Source organism: Stenotrophomonas sp. 112478_Sma, assembly GCF_056479905.1.
The window spans coordinates 945,035-960,256 of the sequence record NZ_CM151072.1; the positions used below are offsets into that span (position 1 = coordinate 945,035).

At 67.5% G+C, this 15,222-nt stretch carries 18 protein-coding genes; 6 read left to right on the forward strand and 12 right to left on the reverse strand.

Annotation, left to right across the window (positions count from 1 at the left end):
* Window positions 1–66: 66 nt before the first annotated feature.
* Together ACZK08_RS04400 and ACZK08_RS04405 are read left to right on the forward strand one after the other, a co-directional pair.
* Complete coding sequence (locus ACZK08_RS04400; protein ID WP_053519270.1) at window positions 67–1,161, forward strand: PilT/PilU family type 4a pilus ATPase; 1,095 nt, start codon at window positions 67–69, stop codon at window positions 1,159–1,161.
* A gap of 157 nt (window positions 1,162–1,318) precedes the next feature.
* Entirely contained in the window at window positions 1,319–2,302 is a 984-nt protein-coding gene (locus ACZK08_RS04405) for an aldo/keto reductase (protein WP_065182439.1), read from the forward strand.
* A 30-nt stretch (window positions 2,303–2,332) separates the two neighbouring features.
* On the opposite strand, the gene ACZK08_RS04410 is transcribed toward ACZK08_RS04405, so the two are convergent.
* A complete protein-coding gene (locus tag ACZK08_RS04410; protein WP_053519263.1) occupies window positions 2,333–3,235 on the reverse strand; it encodes a LysR family transcriptional regulator in 903 nt (300 codons plus the stop codon).
* Between the two features lie 158 nt (window positions 3,236–3,393).
* Here ACZK08_RS04410 and ACZK08_RS04415 point away from each other — a divergent pair, with 158 nt between their 5' ends.
* Entirely contained in the window at window positions 3,394–4,101 is a 708-nt protein-coding gene (locus ACZK08_RS04415; protein ID WP_263177737.1) for a YitT family protein, read from the forward strand.
* Window positions 4,102–4,186: 85 nt separating this feature from the next.
* Here ACZK08_RS04415 and ACZK08_RS04420 read toward each other — a convergent pair whose 3' ends face one another.
* The gene (locus tag ACZK08_RS04420; RefSeq protein WP_065182437.1) at window positions 4,187–4,732 is read right to left on the reverse strand and encodes a DNA-3-methyladenine glycosylase I; all 546 of its coding nucleotides are present in this window, start codon (window positions 4,730–4,732) and stop codon (window positions 4,187–4,189) included.
* A gap of 89 nt (window positions 4,733–4,821) precedes the next feature.
* Between ACZK08_RS04420 and ACZK08_RS04425 the strand changes: the two genes are divergently transcribed.
* From ACZK08_RS04425 to ACZK08_RS04435, 3 genes are read left to right on the forward strand one after another with little or no spacing between them, the layout of a single operon-like run.
* A complete protein-coding gene (locus ACZK08_RS04425) occupies window positions 4,822–5,388 on the forward strand; it encodes a YqgE/AlgH family protein (protein ID WP_065182436.1) in 567 nt (188 codons plus the stop codon).
* Window positions 5,381–5,848: a Holliday junction resolvase RuvX gene (gene ruvX / locus ACZK08_RS04430; RefSeq protein ID WP_053519401.1), complete on the forward strand. Its 468-nt coding sequence runs from the start codon at window positions 5,381–5,383 to the stop codon at window positions 5,846–5,848. The genes ACZK08_RS04425 and ruvX overlap by 8 nt, the downstream gene beginning before the upstream one ends.
* A 16-nt stretch (window positions 5,849–5,864) precedes the next feature.
* Entirely contained in the window at window positions 5,865–6,815 is a 951-nt protein-coding gene (locus ACZK08_RS04435) for an aspartate carbamoyltransferase catalytic subunit (protein WP_053519403.1), read from the forward strand.
* A gap of 91 nt (window positions 6,816–6,906) precedes the next feature.
* On the opposite strand, the gene ACZK08_RS04440 is transcribed toward ACZK08_RS04435, so the two are convergent.
* The 10 genes from ACZK08_RS04440 to ACZK08_RS04485 all read right to left on the reverse strand — a co-directional run bounded on the left by ACZK08_RS04440 (window position 6,907) and on the right by ACZK08_RS04485 (window position 15,205).
* Complete coding sequence (locus tag ACZK08_RS04440; RefSeq protein ID WP_065182435.1) at window positions 6,907–7,398, reverse strand: REP-associated tyrosine transposase; 492 nt, start codon at window positions 7,396–7,398, stop codon at window positions 6,907–6,909.
* Between the two features lie 101 nt (window positions 7,399–7,499).
* Window positions 7,500–8,318: a carboxylesterase family protein gene (locus tag ACZK08_RS04445; protein ID WP_065182434.1), complete on the reverse strand. Its 819-nt coding sequence runs from the start codon at window positions 8,316–8,318 to the stop codon at window positions 7,500–7,502.
* Between the two features lie 70 nt (window positions 8,319–8,388).
* Window positions 8,389–8,655, reverse strand: a complete 267-nt coding sequence (locus ACZK08_RS04450; protein ID WP_053519409.1) for a hypothetical protein — start codon at window positions 8,653–8,655, stop codon at window positions 8,389–8,391.
* A 57-nt stretch (window positions 8,656–8,712) separates the two neighbouring features.
* Window positions 8,713–10,074, reverse strand: a complete 1,362-nt coding sequence (gene mgtE, locus ACZK08_RS04455; protein WP_053519410.1) for a magnesium transporter — start codon at window positions 10,072–10,074, stop codon at window positions 8,713–8,715.
* Window positions 10,075–10,330: 256 nt separating this feature from the next.
* Complete coding sequence (gene ptsP / locus ACZK08_RS04460) at window positions 10,331–12,100, reverse strand: phosphoenolpyruvate--protein phosphotransferase (RefSeq protein WP_065174530.1); 1,770 nt, start codon at window positions 12,098–12,100, stop codon at window positions 10,331–10,333.
* Window positions 12,101–12,102: 2 nt separating this feature from the next.
* Complete coding sequence (locus ACZK08_RS04465; RefSeq protein ID WP_053519412.1) at window positions 12,103–12,372, reverse strand: HPr family phosphocarrier protein; 270 nt, start codon at window positions 12,370–12,372, stop codon at window positions 12,103–12,105.
* Window positions 12,365–12,757, reverse strand: coding sequence for a PTS sugar transporter subunit IIA (locus ACZK08_RS04470; RefSeq protein WP_065174531.1), 393 nt, complete (start codon window positions 12,755–12,757; stop codon window positions 12,365–12,367). Before ACZK08_RS04470 ends, ACZK08_RS04465 begins: the two co-directional genes overlap by 8 nt.
* Window positions 12,758–12,893: 136 nt before the next feature.
* On the reverse strand, window positions 12,894–13,778 hold the full coding sequence (gene rapZ / locus ACZK08_RS04475; RefSeq protein WP_053519414.1) for an RNase adapter RapZ: 885 nt from the start codon (window positions 13,776–13,778) through the stop codon (window positions 12,894–12,896).
* A 27-nt stretch (window positions 13,779–13,805) separates the two neighbouring features.
* Window positions 13,806–14,756, reverse strand: coding sequence for an HPr(Ser) kinase/phosphatase (hprK, locus tag ACZK08_RS04480; protein ID WP_053519415.1), 951 nt, complete (start codon window positions 14,754–14,756; stop codon window positions 13,806–13,808).
* A complete protein-coding gene (locus ACZK08_RS04485) occupies window positions 14,753–15,205 on the reverse strand; it encodes a PTS sugar transporter subunit IIA (protein WP_053519416.1) in 453 nt (150 codons plus the stop codon). The genes hprK and ACZK08_RS04485 overlap by 4 nt, the downstream gene beginning before the upstream one ends.
* Window positions 15,206–15,222 lie beyond the last annotated feature (17 nt).

Here is a 15,222-nt window from a genome sequence, read left to right on the forward strand (position 1 = left end):
GCCTCCTGGGAGCCTGCCGTGAACACCACCGCCACCACCATCGATTTCACCTCCTTCCTCAAGCTGATGGCGCACCAGCGCGCCTCGGACCTGTTCATCACCGCGGGCATGCCGCCGGCGATGAAGGTCAATGGCAAGATCGCGCCGATCACGCAGACACCCCTGACGCCGCAGCAGAGCCGCGACCTGGTGCTGAACGTGATGACGCCGGCACAGCGCGAAGAGTTCGAGAAGACCCACGAATGCAACTTCGCCATAGGCCTGTCGGGTGTCGGCCGTTTCCGCGTGAGCTGCTTCTATCAGCGCAACCAGGTGGGCATGGTGCTGCGTCGCATCGAGACGCGCATCCCGACCGTGGAAGAACTGAGCCTGCCGCCGATCATCAAGACGCTGGCGATGACCAAGCGCGGCATCATCCTGTTCGTCGGTGCGACCGGTACCGGCAAGTCGACGTCGCTGGCAGCGATGATCGGTTATCGCAACCAGAATTCCACCGGCCACATCATCACCATCGAGGATCCGATCGAGTTCGTGCACAAGCACGAGGGCTGCATCATCACCCAGCGCGAAGTGGGCATCGATACCGACAGCTGGGAGGCCGCGCTGAAGAACACGCTGCGCCAGGCGCCGGACGTGATCATGATTGGTGAGGTGCGTACCCGCGAAGGCATGGACCACGCCATTGCCTTCGCCGAGACCGGCCACCTGGTGCTGGCGACGCTGCATGCCAACAACGCCAACCAGGCGATGGACCGCATCATCAATTTCTTCCCGGAAGACCGTCGCAACCAGCTGCTGATGGACCTGTCGCTGAACCTCAAGGGCGTGGTCGCCCAGCAGCTGGTGCCGTCCCCGGATGGCCGCTCGCGCAAGGTTGCGATGGAGATCCTGCTGGGCACGCCGCTGGTGCAGGACTACATCCGCGACGGCGAGATCCACAAGCTGAAGGAAGTGATGAAGGAATCGGTCCAGCTGGGCATGAAGACCTTCGACCAGAGCCTGTTCGAGCTGTACCAGGCCGGTGAGATCAGCTACGAGGATGCGCTGCGGTATGCCGATTCGCAGAATGAAGTGCGGCTGCGCATCAAGCTGAGCCAGGGCGGTGACGCGCGCACCCTGTCGCAGGGGCTGGACGGCGTGGAAATCTCCGAGATCCGCTGAAGCAGCAGGGGACGGCAGCCGGGCATCGCCCGGCGCCGCGGAAGATCACCGGGGCGGGCGGATTCATGAAATCCAGTCATGACCGACTGCGGCGCAGCCGGTTCAATCCGATGGGGCCGCAGGCGTATCGTCAGCGCTCCCCCTCTGGAGCATGACAATGCAGACACGTGAACTCGGCCGCAGCGGCCTGAAGGTTTCCGCCCTCGGCCTGGGCTGCATGGGCCTGAGCCACAGCTACGGCAAGCCCGTGGAACTGGAGCAGGGCGTCGCGCTGCTGCACGCAGCCGTGGAGCGCGGGGTCACCTTCTTCGACACGGCCGAGGTGTATGGCCCGTACACCAACGAGGCCCTGCTGGGCAGGGCGCTGGCGCCGCATCGGGACCGGCTGGTGATCGCCACCAAGTTCGGTTTCAGGAATGCCCAGGCCGATACCGGGCTGGACAGCCGCCCGGAGAACATCCGTGCCGTGGCCGAAGCCAGCCTCAAGCGCCTGCGTACCGACCACATCGATCTGTTCTACCAGCACCGTGTCGATCCCAATGTGCCGATCGAGGACGTCGCCGGTACCGTGCGCGACCTGATTGCCGAAGGCAAGGTCGGCCACTTCGGGCTCTCCGAAGCGAGTGCCGCCACCGTGCGCCGTGCACATGCCGTGCAGCCGGTGGCTGCGGTGCAGAGCGAATACTCGTTGTGGTGGCGCGAGCCGGAGCGCGAACTGCTGCCGACCCTGCAGGAGCTGGGCATCGGTTTCGTACCGTTCAGTCCGCTGGGCCGGGGCTTCCTGACCGGTACGATCAGTGCAGAGACCACGTTCGAGGCCGACGATTTCCGCAACACCGTGCCGCGGTTTGCAGTCGAAGCGCGCCGGGCGAACCAGGCGCTGGTGGACCGGATCGGCGCCATTGCCGCCGCCCGCGGTGCCACCCCGGCACAGGTGGCATTGGCCTGGCTGCTGGCGCAGGCGGACTGGATCGTGCCGATTCCGGGCACCACCAAGGTGCATCGCCTGGAAGAGAACCTGGGAGCGGTGGACCTGCAGCTGTCGAGCGAAGAACGGCAGCGCATCGCGCAGGCGCTGGATGAAGTGTCGATCGTCGGCGAGCGCTACAACGCCCAGCGTGCGGCGCAGGTCAAGGGCTGATCGTGGTGGGTGCGGGCCTTGGGCCTGCACTCATCGGTCCATCATCGGCCCGCGCAGGGCATCGAGCACCGTGCGCATCGCCAGGGTCACGTGGTGGCGCGAGGGGTAGTACGCGTAGTAGCCATCGAACGGCGGGCACCAGTCGTCCAGCACCGATTGCAGGCGGCCATCGTCCAGCATCGGCAGGACCTGGTCTTCCGGCAGCCAGGCCAGCCCGCTGCCGGCCAGTGCTGCGCTGCGGGTCATGCCCATCGTGTTGAAGGTCCACTGCCCGCTCACGCGCACGCTCAGTTCGTGGCCATCCTGGCCGAAGTCCCATGGCATCAGTCCGCCATGGGTGGGCAGGCGCAGGGTGATGCAGTTGTGGCTGGCCAGGTCGTGCGGATGCGCGGGGGCGGCGTGCTGACGGAAATAACCCGGGGCACCGACCACACGCATCCGCAGCGGCGGGCTGATGGGCACGGCGATCATGTCGCGTGCCAGGCGCTCGCCGAGTCGGATGCCGATGTCATAGCGCTCGGCGACGATGTCGGCCAGGCCATAGTCGGTGGTCAATTCGATCTTCAGGTCGGGGAAGCGCTGCAGCAGGGGGGCCAGCCGTGGCCACGCCAGATACTCAGCGGCGTGGCCGGTGGCGTTGATGCGGATGGTCCCGGCGGGGCGGTCGCGGTACTCGGCCAACGCGGCCAGTTCGTGCTCGATCTCGGCCAGGCGTGGTGCCAGCGTGGCGAGCAGGCGGGCGCCAGCCTCCGTGGTGGAGACGCTGCGGGTGGTCCGGGTCAGCAGGCGCACCCCGAGCCGCTCTTCGAGGCCACGCATGGCATGGCTGAGCGCGGACTGTGAGACACCCAGCTGGGCGGCCGCGCGGGTGAAGCTGCCCTCGCGGGCGACGTGGACAAAGGCCTGCAGGTCGTTGAGGTTTTCGCGCGGCATGCGGGAATGATACGGCGCCGCCGCTGCCCCGCTGCCGCGCAGGCTGATGCTTTCCGGGGAGCCCTCAGGCAGGGCGGCGCATCCAGCTGAACGATTTCATCTGCAACTGTCATGCGGATCGTGTCTAATACCGCCTCCCCCCGCTGTCCCCCACCCGCATGTCCCATCCTTCCCATGGCCCCGCGCCGTGCGACGACGCTGACGGCCACCTGGTCACCGCCGGTCCGTTGACTCCGCCGCCGGACAGCGCCGGTACCACCGCCGACGAGAAAGCGCTGCGCCACTCGGTGGCCGAGGACGTACAGGGCATGGTGCTGGCGACGATGGTGGCCTCGCTGGGCCTGGCCATCTTTGCCAAGGGCGGGCTGATGATCGGCGGCATGGCCGGCATGGCCTTCCTGCTGCACTACTCCATGGGCTGGAACTTCGGGCTGGTGTTCGTGCTGGTCAATCTGCCCTTCTACTGGGTGGCGCTGCGGCGCATGGGCTGGGAGTTCACCCTGAAGACCTTTGCCGCGGTTACCGCCTGCGGCGTACTGACCGATCTGCTGCCGCACTGGATCGATTTCTCGCACATCCATCCGCTGTACTCGGCGATCGTCGGCGGCGCGCTGTCGGGGCTGGGCATCCTGTTCTTCATCCGCCACCGCGCCAGCCTGGGCGGCATCGGCATCCTGGCGGTCTACCTGCAGCGGACCCGTGGCTGGAGCGCCGGCAAGGTGCAGATGTCCTACGATGCCTGCCTGATGATCGCCGCGTTCTTCGTGCTTTCGCCGTCCAAGGTGATGTATTCGGCGATCGGCGCGGTGGTGCTCAGCCTGGTGCTGATGTTCAACCACCGGCCCGGCCGTTACATGGGCGTGTAAGCGCGCATTCCGCGTTCGCCGGGCATGGCCTGGCGCTACCGGAACCGGTACGTGGTAGCGCCGGGCCACGCCCGGCGGGTCCGGTTCAGCGGGCGACGGCCTGCAGCCAGGGCGGTGACAGCTTCAGCAGCCGCGCATGCACCGGGCAGTCTGCGGCGTGCGCACCCGGCAGGTAGCCCAGGCTCATCAGGAATTCGCCGGTGATCTCGCCGCCGGTGAAGCGGAAGGTCTTCTTGAACAGCTTCACCCAGTCAGCCTTGCTGCGTGGGTGATGCGCGTCCAGCCAGGCGGCGAAGCTGCCGTGGTCCGCACGCAGCTGCTGGATCACCTGTGCGTTGTGGATCGCGGCAAGCACCTTCAGGCGGTTGCGGATGATGCCCGGGTCCGAGAGCAGGCGCTCGATGTCGTGCTCGGCATAGGCCGCGACCCGGTCCACGTCGAAGGCATCGTAGGCCGCGCGGAATCCTTCCCGCTTCTTCAGGATGGTCTCCCAGCTCAGGCCGGCCTGGTTGATCTCCAGCACCAGCCGCTCGAACAGCTCGCGTTCGTCGCGCTGCGGGAAGCCGTACTCGTGCGCGTGGTAGTAGTCGTGCACCGGGTGGCCGGGGGCGATCAGGCAATATCCGGACAAGGCGAACTCCTGCGGTACGGGGTGGTCATTATGCGCGCCGTGACCGGCAGGTGCAGGCATCGGGGGCGGCCAGCGGCTAGAATGGCGGCATGCCCGCAACTCCCACTTCCCTTGCCGATCACCTGCTCGTCGCGCTGCCGTCGCTGCTCGACGCGACCTTTGCCCGCAGCGTCGCGCTGATCTGCCAGCACGACGAGAACGGGGCGATGGGCGTGCTGGTCAACCAGCCGTCCGAGTACACGCTGGGCGAGGTGCTGTCGCAGATGGACATCGCCACCAGCGATGGCGACCTGCAGGCGCGCATGGTGCTCAACGGCGGGCCGGTACATCCCGAGCGCGGGTTCGTCATCCACGACGATGCGCGGCCCTGGGATTCCAGCCTGACGGTGGGCGATGGCCTGTACCTGACCACGTCGCGCGACATCCTCGAAGCAATGGCCCGCGGCGAAGGCCCGGCCAATGCCGTGGTGACCCTTGGCTGCGCCGGATGGGGCGCCGGGCAGCTGGAAAGCGAGCTTTCCGAGAACAGCTGGCTGACCGTGCCGGCCGACGCCGAACTGGTGTTCCAGCTGCCGCTGGAGCAGCGCTGGCAGGGCGCGGCCTCGCGCATCGGCGTGGATCTGTTCCGGCTCACCGATTACAGCGGCCATGTCTGAGCCGGCCGCCCTCCGTCGCGATGGCACCGTGCTCGGCTTCGATGTCGGCGCGCGACGGATCGGTGTGGCCATCGGCAGTGCCTTCGCCGCGCACGCGCGTGCCGTGGCCGTGGTCGACGTGCACGGCAACGGCCCGGACTGGGCGGCGATCGAACGCCTCATCAAGGAATGGAAGCCCGATGGCCTGGTGGTCGGCGATCCGCTGACGCTCGACGGCCAGGACCAACCCAACCGCAAGCGCGCGCAGGGCTTCGCCCGCCAGCTGCGGGAACGATTCAAGCTGCCGGTGGTGATGATCGACGAGCGCTCAAGCTCGGTGGAAGCCGCCCGCCGCTTCGCCGTCGAGCGCGCCGAAGGGCGCAAGCGCCGCCGTGATGCGGCCGCGCTCGATGCGGTGGCTGCGGCGGTGATCATCGACCGCTGGCTGTCCTCGCCGGACGACGCCACTCCCATTCCCTGACTGCACGATTCCCGCCATGACCGCCCAGCAACTCGATGCCTCCGGCCGCCTGCGCCACCTGCTGACTCTTGAGGGCCTGCCCCGCGACACCCTGTTGCAGCTGCTCGACCGCGCGGGCCAGATCCGCGACGCGGCGGTCGGCCGCGTCGGCAACAAGCGGCACGTGCTGGCCGGTTCCGCGGTGTGCACGCTGTTCTTCGAACCGTCCACCCGCACGCGCAGTTCGTTCCAGCTGGCCGCGCAGCGCCTGGGCGCCGACGTGCTGAACTTCGATGCGTCGACCTCGTCCACGCGCAAGGGCGAAACCGCCTGCGACACGCTGCGCAACCTGGAAGCGATGGGCGTGCGCGGTTTCGTGGTGCGCCATCCCGATGATGGTGCCGTGGCCGCCCTGGCCGAAGCGGCGGGCGAGGGCACCGCCCTCGTCAACGCCGGCGATGGGCGCAGTTCGCACCCCACCCAGGGCCTGCTGGACATGCTGACCCTGCGCCAGGCCAAGGGCCCGGATTTCTCGAAGCTGAAGGTGGTGATCGTCGGCGACGTAAAGCACTCGCGCGTGGCCCGCACCGACCTGCACGCACTGCGCACGCTGGGCGTGGGCGAGATCCGCGTGTGTGGCCCGCAGTCCCTGTTGCCGGACGACGAAACCCTGAAGGGCTGCGTGGTGGGCGAGGATTTCGACGCGATGCTGGAAGGGGTCGACGCACTGATGATGTTGCGCCTGCAGCGCGAGCGCATGGAAGAAGGGCTGGTACCGTCGCTGGAGCAGTATCACGACCAGTACGGACTGACCCGCGAACGCCTGGCCCGCGCCGGCAAGGACGCCGCGGTGCTGCACCCCGGCCCGATCAACCGCGGCGTGGAAGTGACCGACGATGTGGCCGATGGCCCACAGTCGTGGGTGCTGCGCCAGGTCGCCAACGGCGTCGCCGTGCGCATGGCCGTGCTGGAAACCCTGCTGGGCTGAACCCCTCTTTGGCAGGTGTCAGCCTTGGTTGACACACTTACCGCGCGGCTTGTCCGCGCACCGCTCTGGTAGATGCCAACCTTGGTTGGCACTATCCATCCGCGCCCAAGTTGTCGAGCGGATCACACGAAGCGCCAAGCTCCCATTCGCACCATGCATGGGGATATTGCCCAAGCCGCGTCGTCAGCCCGGCCCTGATCGGATTTCCCATCAGATACATCGCATGCCGGTGCAACGATTCGTCAGAGCGGATCGCATGATCGTGATAGCAGGCCTGCCAGAAGCGCCCGACTCGCCCCAGCAACCGGTTTACCTGCTGGGCGGTGCGCGACTTGAAACGCTTCATGACGGTTTCCAGCGTTCCCGCACGTAGTTCGACCAGCCAGTGGATGTGGTCGGGCATGACCACGTACGCAATCGAGCGGGTGAAGCCTTCCTGATCCAGTCGCTGGAATTCGCGGACTGCCAAGGCGGCCGCTGCGGCGTTGGTGAAGAGCGGCGCGCGGTCATGGACGACGGTGGTGAGGATATAGCTGAGGCCGATGCTGGAGGGACGACCGAGCAGGAGACGTGTGTTCTGCATGGAGCAAGCATGGACGGGCCTGCTTCCAGTGAACATCGGGGAATGGGTTGGTTTCAGGTAGGCCAGTGCCAACCAAGGTTGGCAACTACCGAAGCTATGGCTCAGCGCTTCTGCTTGAACAACCACGTCCACATCGCCGCATCGGCGTAGGTGGCATCCCAGGCGTTGTGGTTACCTTGCGGATACTCGGTGTAGCGTACGTCGGCGGCGCCGGTGGCCTGGAATGCGGCGTGCAGGCGGCGGTCGTCGTCTGGTGGCACCACATCGTCAAGCGCACCATGGAAGATCCAGATCGGCGTGTGCCGCAGGCGCTGTGCAATCGCGGCATACGGATCGGCTTCGTTGGCGACCTGCTCCACGAACAGGGTCGGCCGCACCGCGCGGGGGGCCAGCACCGCACCGCAGACCGGCACGATCGCCGCGAAACGGCGCGGGTCATCCAGTGCGATGTTCCAGCTGCCGTAGCCGCCCATCGACATGCCGGTCAGGTACTGCCGGGCCGGGTCGGCACCGAACTCGGCGAGGGTGGCGTCGAGTGCGGCCAGGGCCACCCGGTTGTTGCGGCCGCTCCATTCCTCGTGCCCGGGAACCTGTGGGAACACCACCAGCGCCGGGAAGTCGCGGTGGTCGCGCAGGTACGGGCCGAGCCCGGCGTGGGTCTGCTTCACGCCATCGCCGCCGCGCTCGCCAGAGCCGTGCAGGAACAGGATGACGGGCACATCGACCGGCGCGGCACCCTGCTGCGCCGAACCACGCGGCTGCAGGCCCGCCGGAATGAACACCTGGTAATAGGCCGTCCGGCCATCCACCTTCACCGCACGCGCCTCGAAGCGTCCGTGCGCCCGTTCGGCGGTGCTGGCGCAGCCTCCTACCATCAGGACCAGCAGCAGCGGCAACCAGCGTGCAAGCAGACGAACCATGAGCGCGTTTCCTGATCTGGAATCGTTTTCATGGTAGTCCAGTCGCGCCTGGCCAGCATGGTGCAGCGCGTCACTCGGGCCGGGGGGCGCTGGCGACGATGTCCAGCTGCTCCTGCGCTTCAGCGTTGCCTTCGGCGGCGGCGGCCCGTACCTGTGCCAGATCCGGGTGCAGCACCACCAGCAGCGGGTTCTCGCACACCGGGCAGTCGTACTCGGTGGCGTCCTCGTCCAGCTCCATCACCATTGCCCGCGAACTGCCCTTCCATTCGCACGCGGCACAGGTATGCAGCTGGTCGCGCCAACCCGGCTGGAAGTAGTTTTCGATCGTGGTTGCCATGGGGTGTTCCAGTGGGAATGGGCCCCGCGCCCCGACCGGGGGCAGGGCGCAGGTCGGTCAGTGCAGCAGCACCAGGGTGGCCAGGCCGAGGAAGGTGAAGAAGCCCATCGAATCGGTCACGGCGGTCAGGAAAATACCGCTGGCCAAGGCCGGATCGAAGCCGAAACGTTTCAGGGTCAGCGGCACCAGCACACCGGCCAGCGCGGCGAACAGCAGGTTGAAGGTCAGCGCGATGGCGATCACCGCCGACAACCCCGGCGAATGGAACCAGGCCAGCACGATCAGGCCCAGCACGGAACCCAGCAACAGGCCGTTGAGCAGTGCCACCCGCACTTCCTTCCACAGCAGGGTGCGTGCATTGGATGCGCCCACCTGGCCCAGCGCCAGGCCGCGCACCATCAACGCCAGCACCTGCGTGCCTGCGTTGCCGCCGAGGCCGGCGACGATGGGCATGAGCACCGCCAGCGCCACCAGCTTGTCGATCGTGCCTTCGAAGTGACCGACCACGCTGGAGGCGAGGAAGGCGGTACACAGGTTCACCGACAGCCACATCAGGCGACGGCGCATCGCGCGCCACACCGGGCTGAACAGATCCTCGTCCTCGTCCAGGCCGGCGGCGCCCAGCGCCTGGTGCTCGGCCTGGCCACGGATGATGTCGACCACGTCATCGATGGTGATGCGGCCGACCAGAATGTTGTTGTCGTCCACCACCGGCGCGGAAATCCAGTCATGGTCGGAGAACTGGCGGGCGACCTCCTGGTCGCTCTCGCCGACATCGATCGCTGGCTGTTCGTCGTCGATCAACCGGTTGATCGGCGTGGTGTCTTCATGGGTGACCAGCGCTGCAAGCGAGACACGGCCAAGATACTGATGGCGGCGGCTGACCACGAACAGGTGGTCGGTATGATCCGGCAGTTCGCCGCGCAGGCGCAGGTAGCGCAGCACCACGTCGACGTTGACGTCGGCGCGCACGGTCACCACGTCCGGGTTCATCAGGCGGCCAGCGCTGTCCTCGGGGTAGGACAGGACCTGCTCGAGGCGCTCGCGGTTCTCGCGGTCCATCGACTTGAGGACTTCGTCGATGACCGTGTCCGGCAGGTCCTCGACCAGATCGGCCAGGTCGTCGATGTCCAGGTCTTCGACCGCGGCGATGATCTCGTCCGGGTCCATGTCCGCGAGCAGGCTCTCGCGCACGTCGTCGCCGACGTGGACCAGCACCTCGCCGTCATCTTCCGGATCGACCAGGCCCCACACGACTTCGCGCTTTCCCGGCGGCAGCGATTCGAGCAGGTTGCCGATCTCGGCGGGGGCCAGAGTATTGACCAGGCGACGCACCGGTCCCAGCCGGCCACTGTCCAGTGCATCGGACAGCATCCGCAGTTGGCGCGCAGTCTTGTCGTGGCGTACAGCTTCAGCCATCGCAGCTCCCGCGGGATAAGAAAAGCCGCGATCCTGGCAAGGATGCGGCAACAAGGGTGTTCAGCGCGTCATTATCGCAAGGGGATGTTTCAACGCATACCCCGGTGTCTGCGGCCAGCGGGGTCCATGAATTCCGCCGGGCATGGCCCGGCGCTACCGGGAAGGTACACGCGGTGGTGCGCCGGGCCATGCCCGGCGAGCGGGATGCGTGGGGTGGTAGCGCCGGGCCATGCCCGGCGAGCGCGCAGCGCGGCCGTCAGGGCGTATCGGCCACCAGTGCCAGCCAGCGCTCGATGCCGCGACGGTCCCGCGCGGCCAGCAGCTTCGGAGCGCGGGCGCGCAGGGATGCCAGGTCGGCCTCGCGGATCGCGCGGCGGACTTCCAGCAGCGTGCCCGGATGCAGGCTGAACTCGGTCAGGCCCAGTGCCAGCAGCAGCGGCGCCATGCGTGCGTCCCCCGCGATCTCGCCGCACACCGCCACCGGCACACGATGGCGTGCGCCGGTCTCGATCACCATCTGCAGCAGGCGCAGCACCGCCGGGTGCAGCGGCGAGTAGAGTTCGCCCAGCGCCTCGTTGTTGCGGTCGGCCGCGAGCAGGTACTGCACCAGGTCATTGGTGCCGATCGACAGGAAGTCGACCAGGTCGATGAAGCTCTCCAGCGCCAGAGCAGCGGCGGGTACTTCGATCATCGCCCCCAGCGGCACGTGGTCGGCCACCATGTGTCCTTCCGCGCGCAGTTGTTCGGACAGCTTGAGCATGCGCCGGCGCACGGCCAGTAGCTCTTCGCGCGTGCTGATCATCGGCACCAGCACCCGCAGCTTGCCATAGGCCGAAGCACGCAGAATCGCCCGCAGCTGGGTGTCGGCCACTTTCGGCCGTGCCAGCGACAGGCGCACGCCCCGCAGGCCAAGCGCCGGGTTCTCTTCGTTGCTCAGGGTCAGGCCGGTACGATCCGCTTTGTCCGCACCCAGATCGAGGGTGCGGATGGTCACCGGCCGCCCGCTCATGCCCAGCGCGGCGTCGCGGTAGGTCCGGAACTGTTCTTCCTCGTCCGGCAGTTCGTTGCGCTGCAGGAACAGGAATTCCGTGCGGTACAGACCCAGTCCCTGCGCGCCGAGGGCGTGGGCCTGGGTTACGTCCTCCAGCGATTCGGCGTTGGCCAGCAGGGCGATGTCGACCTGGTCGCGGGTACGGCTGGGTTTGCTGCGCAGGCGCCCGAGCTCCCGCTGCTCGCGGGCGTGTTCCTTCAGCCGTGCGCGATAGTCACGCAGGTTGTCGGCCTGCGGGTTGACGGTGATGCTGCCGTCGGCGCCATCGACGATCAGCACGTCGCCATCGGCAACGCGGCTGAGCAGCTGCGGAACGTTGACGATCAGTGGCAGGTGCAGACTGCGGGCGAGGATGGCGCTGTGCGACAGCGCGCTGCCGGCGGCGGTGACGATGCCTACGACGCCCTGTGCCTGCAGCTGTGCCAGCTCGGACGGCGCGATGTTGTCGCAGACCAGGATCTCGCCGGCCAGCCCCTTCATCACCGGCGCACGCTCCGGCTGCAGGAAGGCGTGAATGCGGCCGATCACATGATCCAGATCGTCCATGCGGCTCTTCAGGTAGGCATCGTCCATGCCATCGAAGACCTTGGCCAGGCGGTCGCGCTGCAGGCGCAGGGCGTATCCGGCGCTGTACGGGCCGCTGCGGATCAGCTCATCCAGGCCGAACAGCAGCTCCGGGTCGTCCAGCAGCAGCGCGTGCAGATCGAGGAATTCGCCTACTTCCTGGTTCAGTGCGCCGTGCAGGCGCTGCCGAAGCTCATGCATCTCCGCGCGCGCGGCATCCACGGCGTGATGCAGGCGCGTCAGCTCGGTTTCGATCTGCTGCGGTGCCACGCGCTGTTCGGCAACGTCCAGCGCATGCGGCAGGCGCACGCGTGCACGCCCCATCGCCGAACCCCGCGCAGCGCCATGACCAGCCAGCAGCTGGACCGGCCGTTGGCCGGAAGGGAGCTGGCCGGCGCGGGCGCGCGGCACGATCAGCTGTCCTCGTCGAAGCGGCGTTCGAACAGGTCGACCACCGCGTCCATCGCGGCGGCTTCGTCTTCGCCACTGATGCGCACGGTGACCGGGGTGCCCTGGCCGGCAGCGAGCAGCATCACGCCCATGATGCTCTTGGCGTTGATCTCGCGGCCCTTGGCAGCCATGGTCACGTTGCACCGGAACGGTGCCAGGGTCTGCACCAGCTTGGCGGTGGCCCGGGCATGCAGGCCCAGGCGGTTGCTGACGGTGAGTTCTCGTTCAAGCATCGTCGACTATCGCTCCATTACGGGTACCCGCCGCAGCGGTGGCGGGCAGTTGATCCAGTGCCTGTTCCGGATAATTCATCACCCGCAGCAACATCGGCAGGCTCAGCGCCGACACCCGGCGAACCGGGGTCCCCAGCCGGGCCAGCTGCCCGGCAAGGTTGGCGGGGCTGGCGCCGTACAGGTCGGTCAGGATCAGCACGCCTTCTCCACCATCAACCCGCCGCAGCGCGGCCGAGGCGAGGGGGAGCAGAGCATCCAGGTCTGCGTCGAACGGTACTTCGAAAGCTTCGGTCTTCAACGGCAGCTGCCGCAGGAGCCGGGTCGCCACGTCAAGCAGGGCGGCGCCGACCCCGGGATGTGTTACGAGGAGAATGCCACAGGTCATTACTGCACGTTAACAGGTCAAGGTGAATTGGCGATAGCCGCAGATGAGGGGCACTGTGTCCCGTATTCAGCGTCCCCCGCCTGCCGGCCCATCCCGCCTCTCCGCGGGGCGGTCGGGCGCACCCCGGCCGGGCCTCTCAATCCTGCTCGCGGTGATAGGTGGCCACGTCTTCCCAGCCCATTTCGCGGGCATGCCGGGCCATCCGTTCGGCCAGATAGACCGAGCGGTGCTTGCCGCCGGTGCAGCCGAAGGCCACGGTCACGTAGCTGCGGGTGCCGTCGCCCAGCTTCGGCAGCCAGGTGTCGAGAAAACCCATCAGCTGTGCGAGGTAGCACTGCACGTCCGGCTGGGCTTCCAGGTAGTCGCGCACGCCCGGCTCGCGGCCACTGAGCGCACGCAGCTCGGGATCCCAGTGCGGATTGGGCAGCACCCGCGCATCGAAGACGAAATCCGCTTCGGCCGGCACGCCACGCTTGTAGGCGAACGATTCGAACAGCAGCGACAGGCGGGTTGCGTGGTCCAGCGTGAACTCGGTGATGATGCGGCGGCGCAGCTGGTGCACGTTGAGCGCGCTGGTGTCGATGATCGCGTCGGCCTCCTGGCGCAGCGGTGCGATCAGTTCGCGCTCGCGGGCGATCGCTTCCGGCAGCGACAGACCGAGCTGGCTGAGTGGATGGCGGCGACGGGTGTCGGCATAGCGCTTGAGCACCGCCTCGTCGCTGGCTTCAAAGAACAGCACCTTGGTTTCCACGCCAGCATCGGTGGCCAGTTGCCGCCAGTTGGCCAGCTGGCTCAGGTCGGCCTGGCCGCGCACGTCGATGCCGACCGCCAGCCGGCGCGGCGCGGCGCCGTCATGGTGGGCCAGCAGGCTGCGCACGAAGTCCGGCAGCAGCTGGATCGGCAGGTTGTCCGAGCAGTAGTAGTCCTGGTCCTCGAACGTCTTCAGGGCGACGGATTTACCCGAGCCGGACAGGCCGCTGACGATGATCAGGGTCGGGGCGGTGGGGGCAGCGGTGCTCATGGACAGACTCTTCGAAGGCCAGGGAAATCAGGGTGTTCGCCGTTCCAGCAGGTTGCTGTGGCGCGCGATGAACATCGCGGCCGGGTCGATGCCCTTGGTCCGCAGGATATGCAGGCGGGTGGCCGCCTCGGTCAGCACGGCTAGGTTGCGGCCGGGCATCACCGGCAGCGTGATCAGCGGCACGTCCAGGTCCAGCACATGGCGGGTACCGGAATCGCCGGTCAGGCGTTCGTAGCCATGCGGAGTGGGCTCGGTCATCGGCTTGGTCAGGTGGACGATCAGCCGAAGGTACTTGTTCTTCTTTACAGCCGTGTCGCCGAACATCTCGCGCACGTTCAGCACGCCCAGGCCGCGTACTTCCAGCAGGTCCTGCAGCAGTTCCGGGCAGGTGCCGTCGAGCACGTCCGGCGCGATCTGGGTGAATTCAGGTGCATCATCGGCCACCAGGCGGTGGCCACGGCTGAGCAGTTCCAGCGCCAGCTCGCTCTTGCCCGACCCGGCTTCGCCGGTGATCAGCACGCCGATGGAGTAGATCTCCATGAACACGCCGTGCAGGATCACGCGCGGCGCCAGCGTGCGTGCCAGGTGGTAGGACAGATGATTGAGCAGTTCGTGGCCGCGCTTGGGAGATACCCACAGCGGCGTGCCCGACTCGTCGGCGGCCGCGCGCAGGTCTTCCGGACAGGGCTGGTTGCGGGTAATCACCAGCGCCAGCGGGTGCGACTGCATGAGTTTTTCGATCGTCTCCCAGCGCTGGCGCGGTTCCAGCGCGTCCAGCCAGGACAGTTCCTCGGTGCCCAGGATCTGCACCTTGTTGGGGTAGATCGCATTGAGGTAGCCCGCCAGCGAGGGCCGGCGGGAGACGGTGTTGCCGGCCTCGAGCTCGCGCTTCTCGCCGGATTTTCCCGCCACCCAGCGCAGGCCCAGGCGTTCGCGCTGCTGTTCGAACAGTTCGCGTGCGGTGATGCTGGTATTCATGCGGCACTCGCCGGGGGCGTGAGATCCAGGGCCTGACGCAGTGCCCGCGCGTCGCCGGCGGCGCGCAGCGCCTCGCGGATGGCGGGGGCGGAGAACAGTTCGGCCAGTTCGGACAGCAGCATCAGGTGCTGATGGGTGTAGTGGGCCGGAACGGCCATCGCGAACACCAGGTCGACCGGCTCGTCGCCCCCGAAGTCGACGGGGGTCTCCAGTCGCAGCAGGGCGCCGCGTGGGCGGTCCAGGGTCGGCGCGCGGCCATGCGGAATGGCGATGCCGCAACCGATCGCGGTGCTGCCCAGCGCCTCACGCTGGCACAGGTTCAGATAGATCTGTTCGGCATTGGCCTGGCGGCAGGCCAGCAACCCGGCCGCGGCCTTGAGGACGCTGTCGCGGTCGGTGGCCGTGCAGAGCTGGGTCTGCACGGCCGCCAGGAGGTCAGTCAGGGGCATGTCTGCGGGGAACGGTG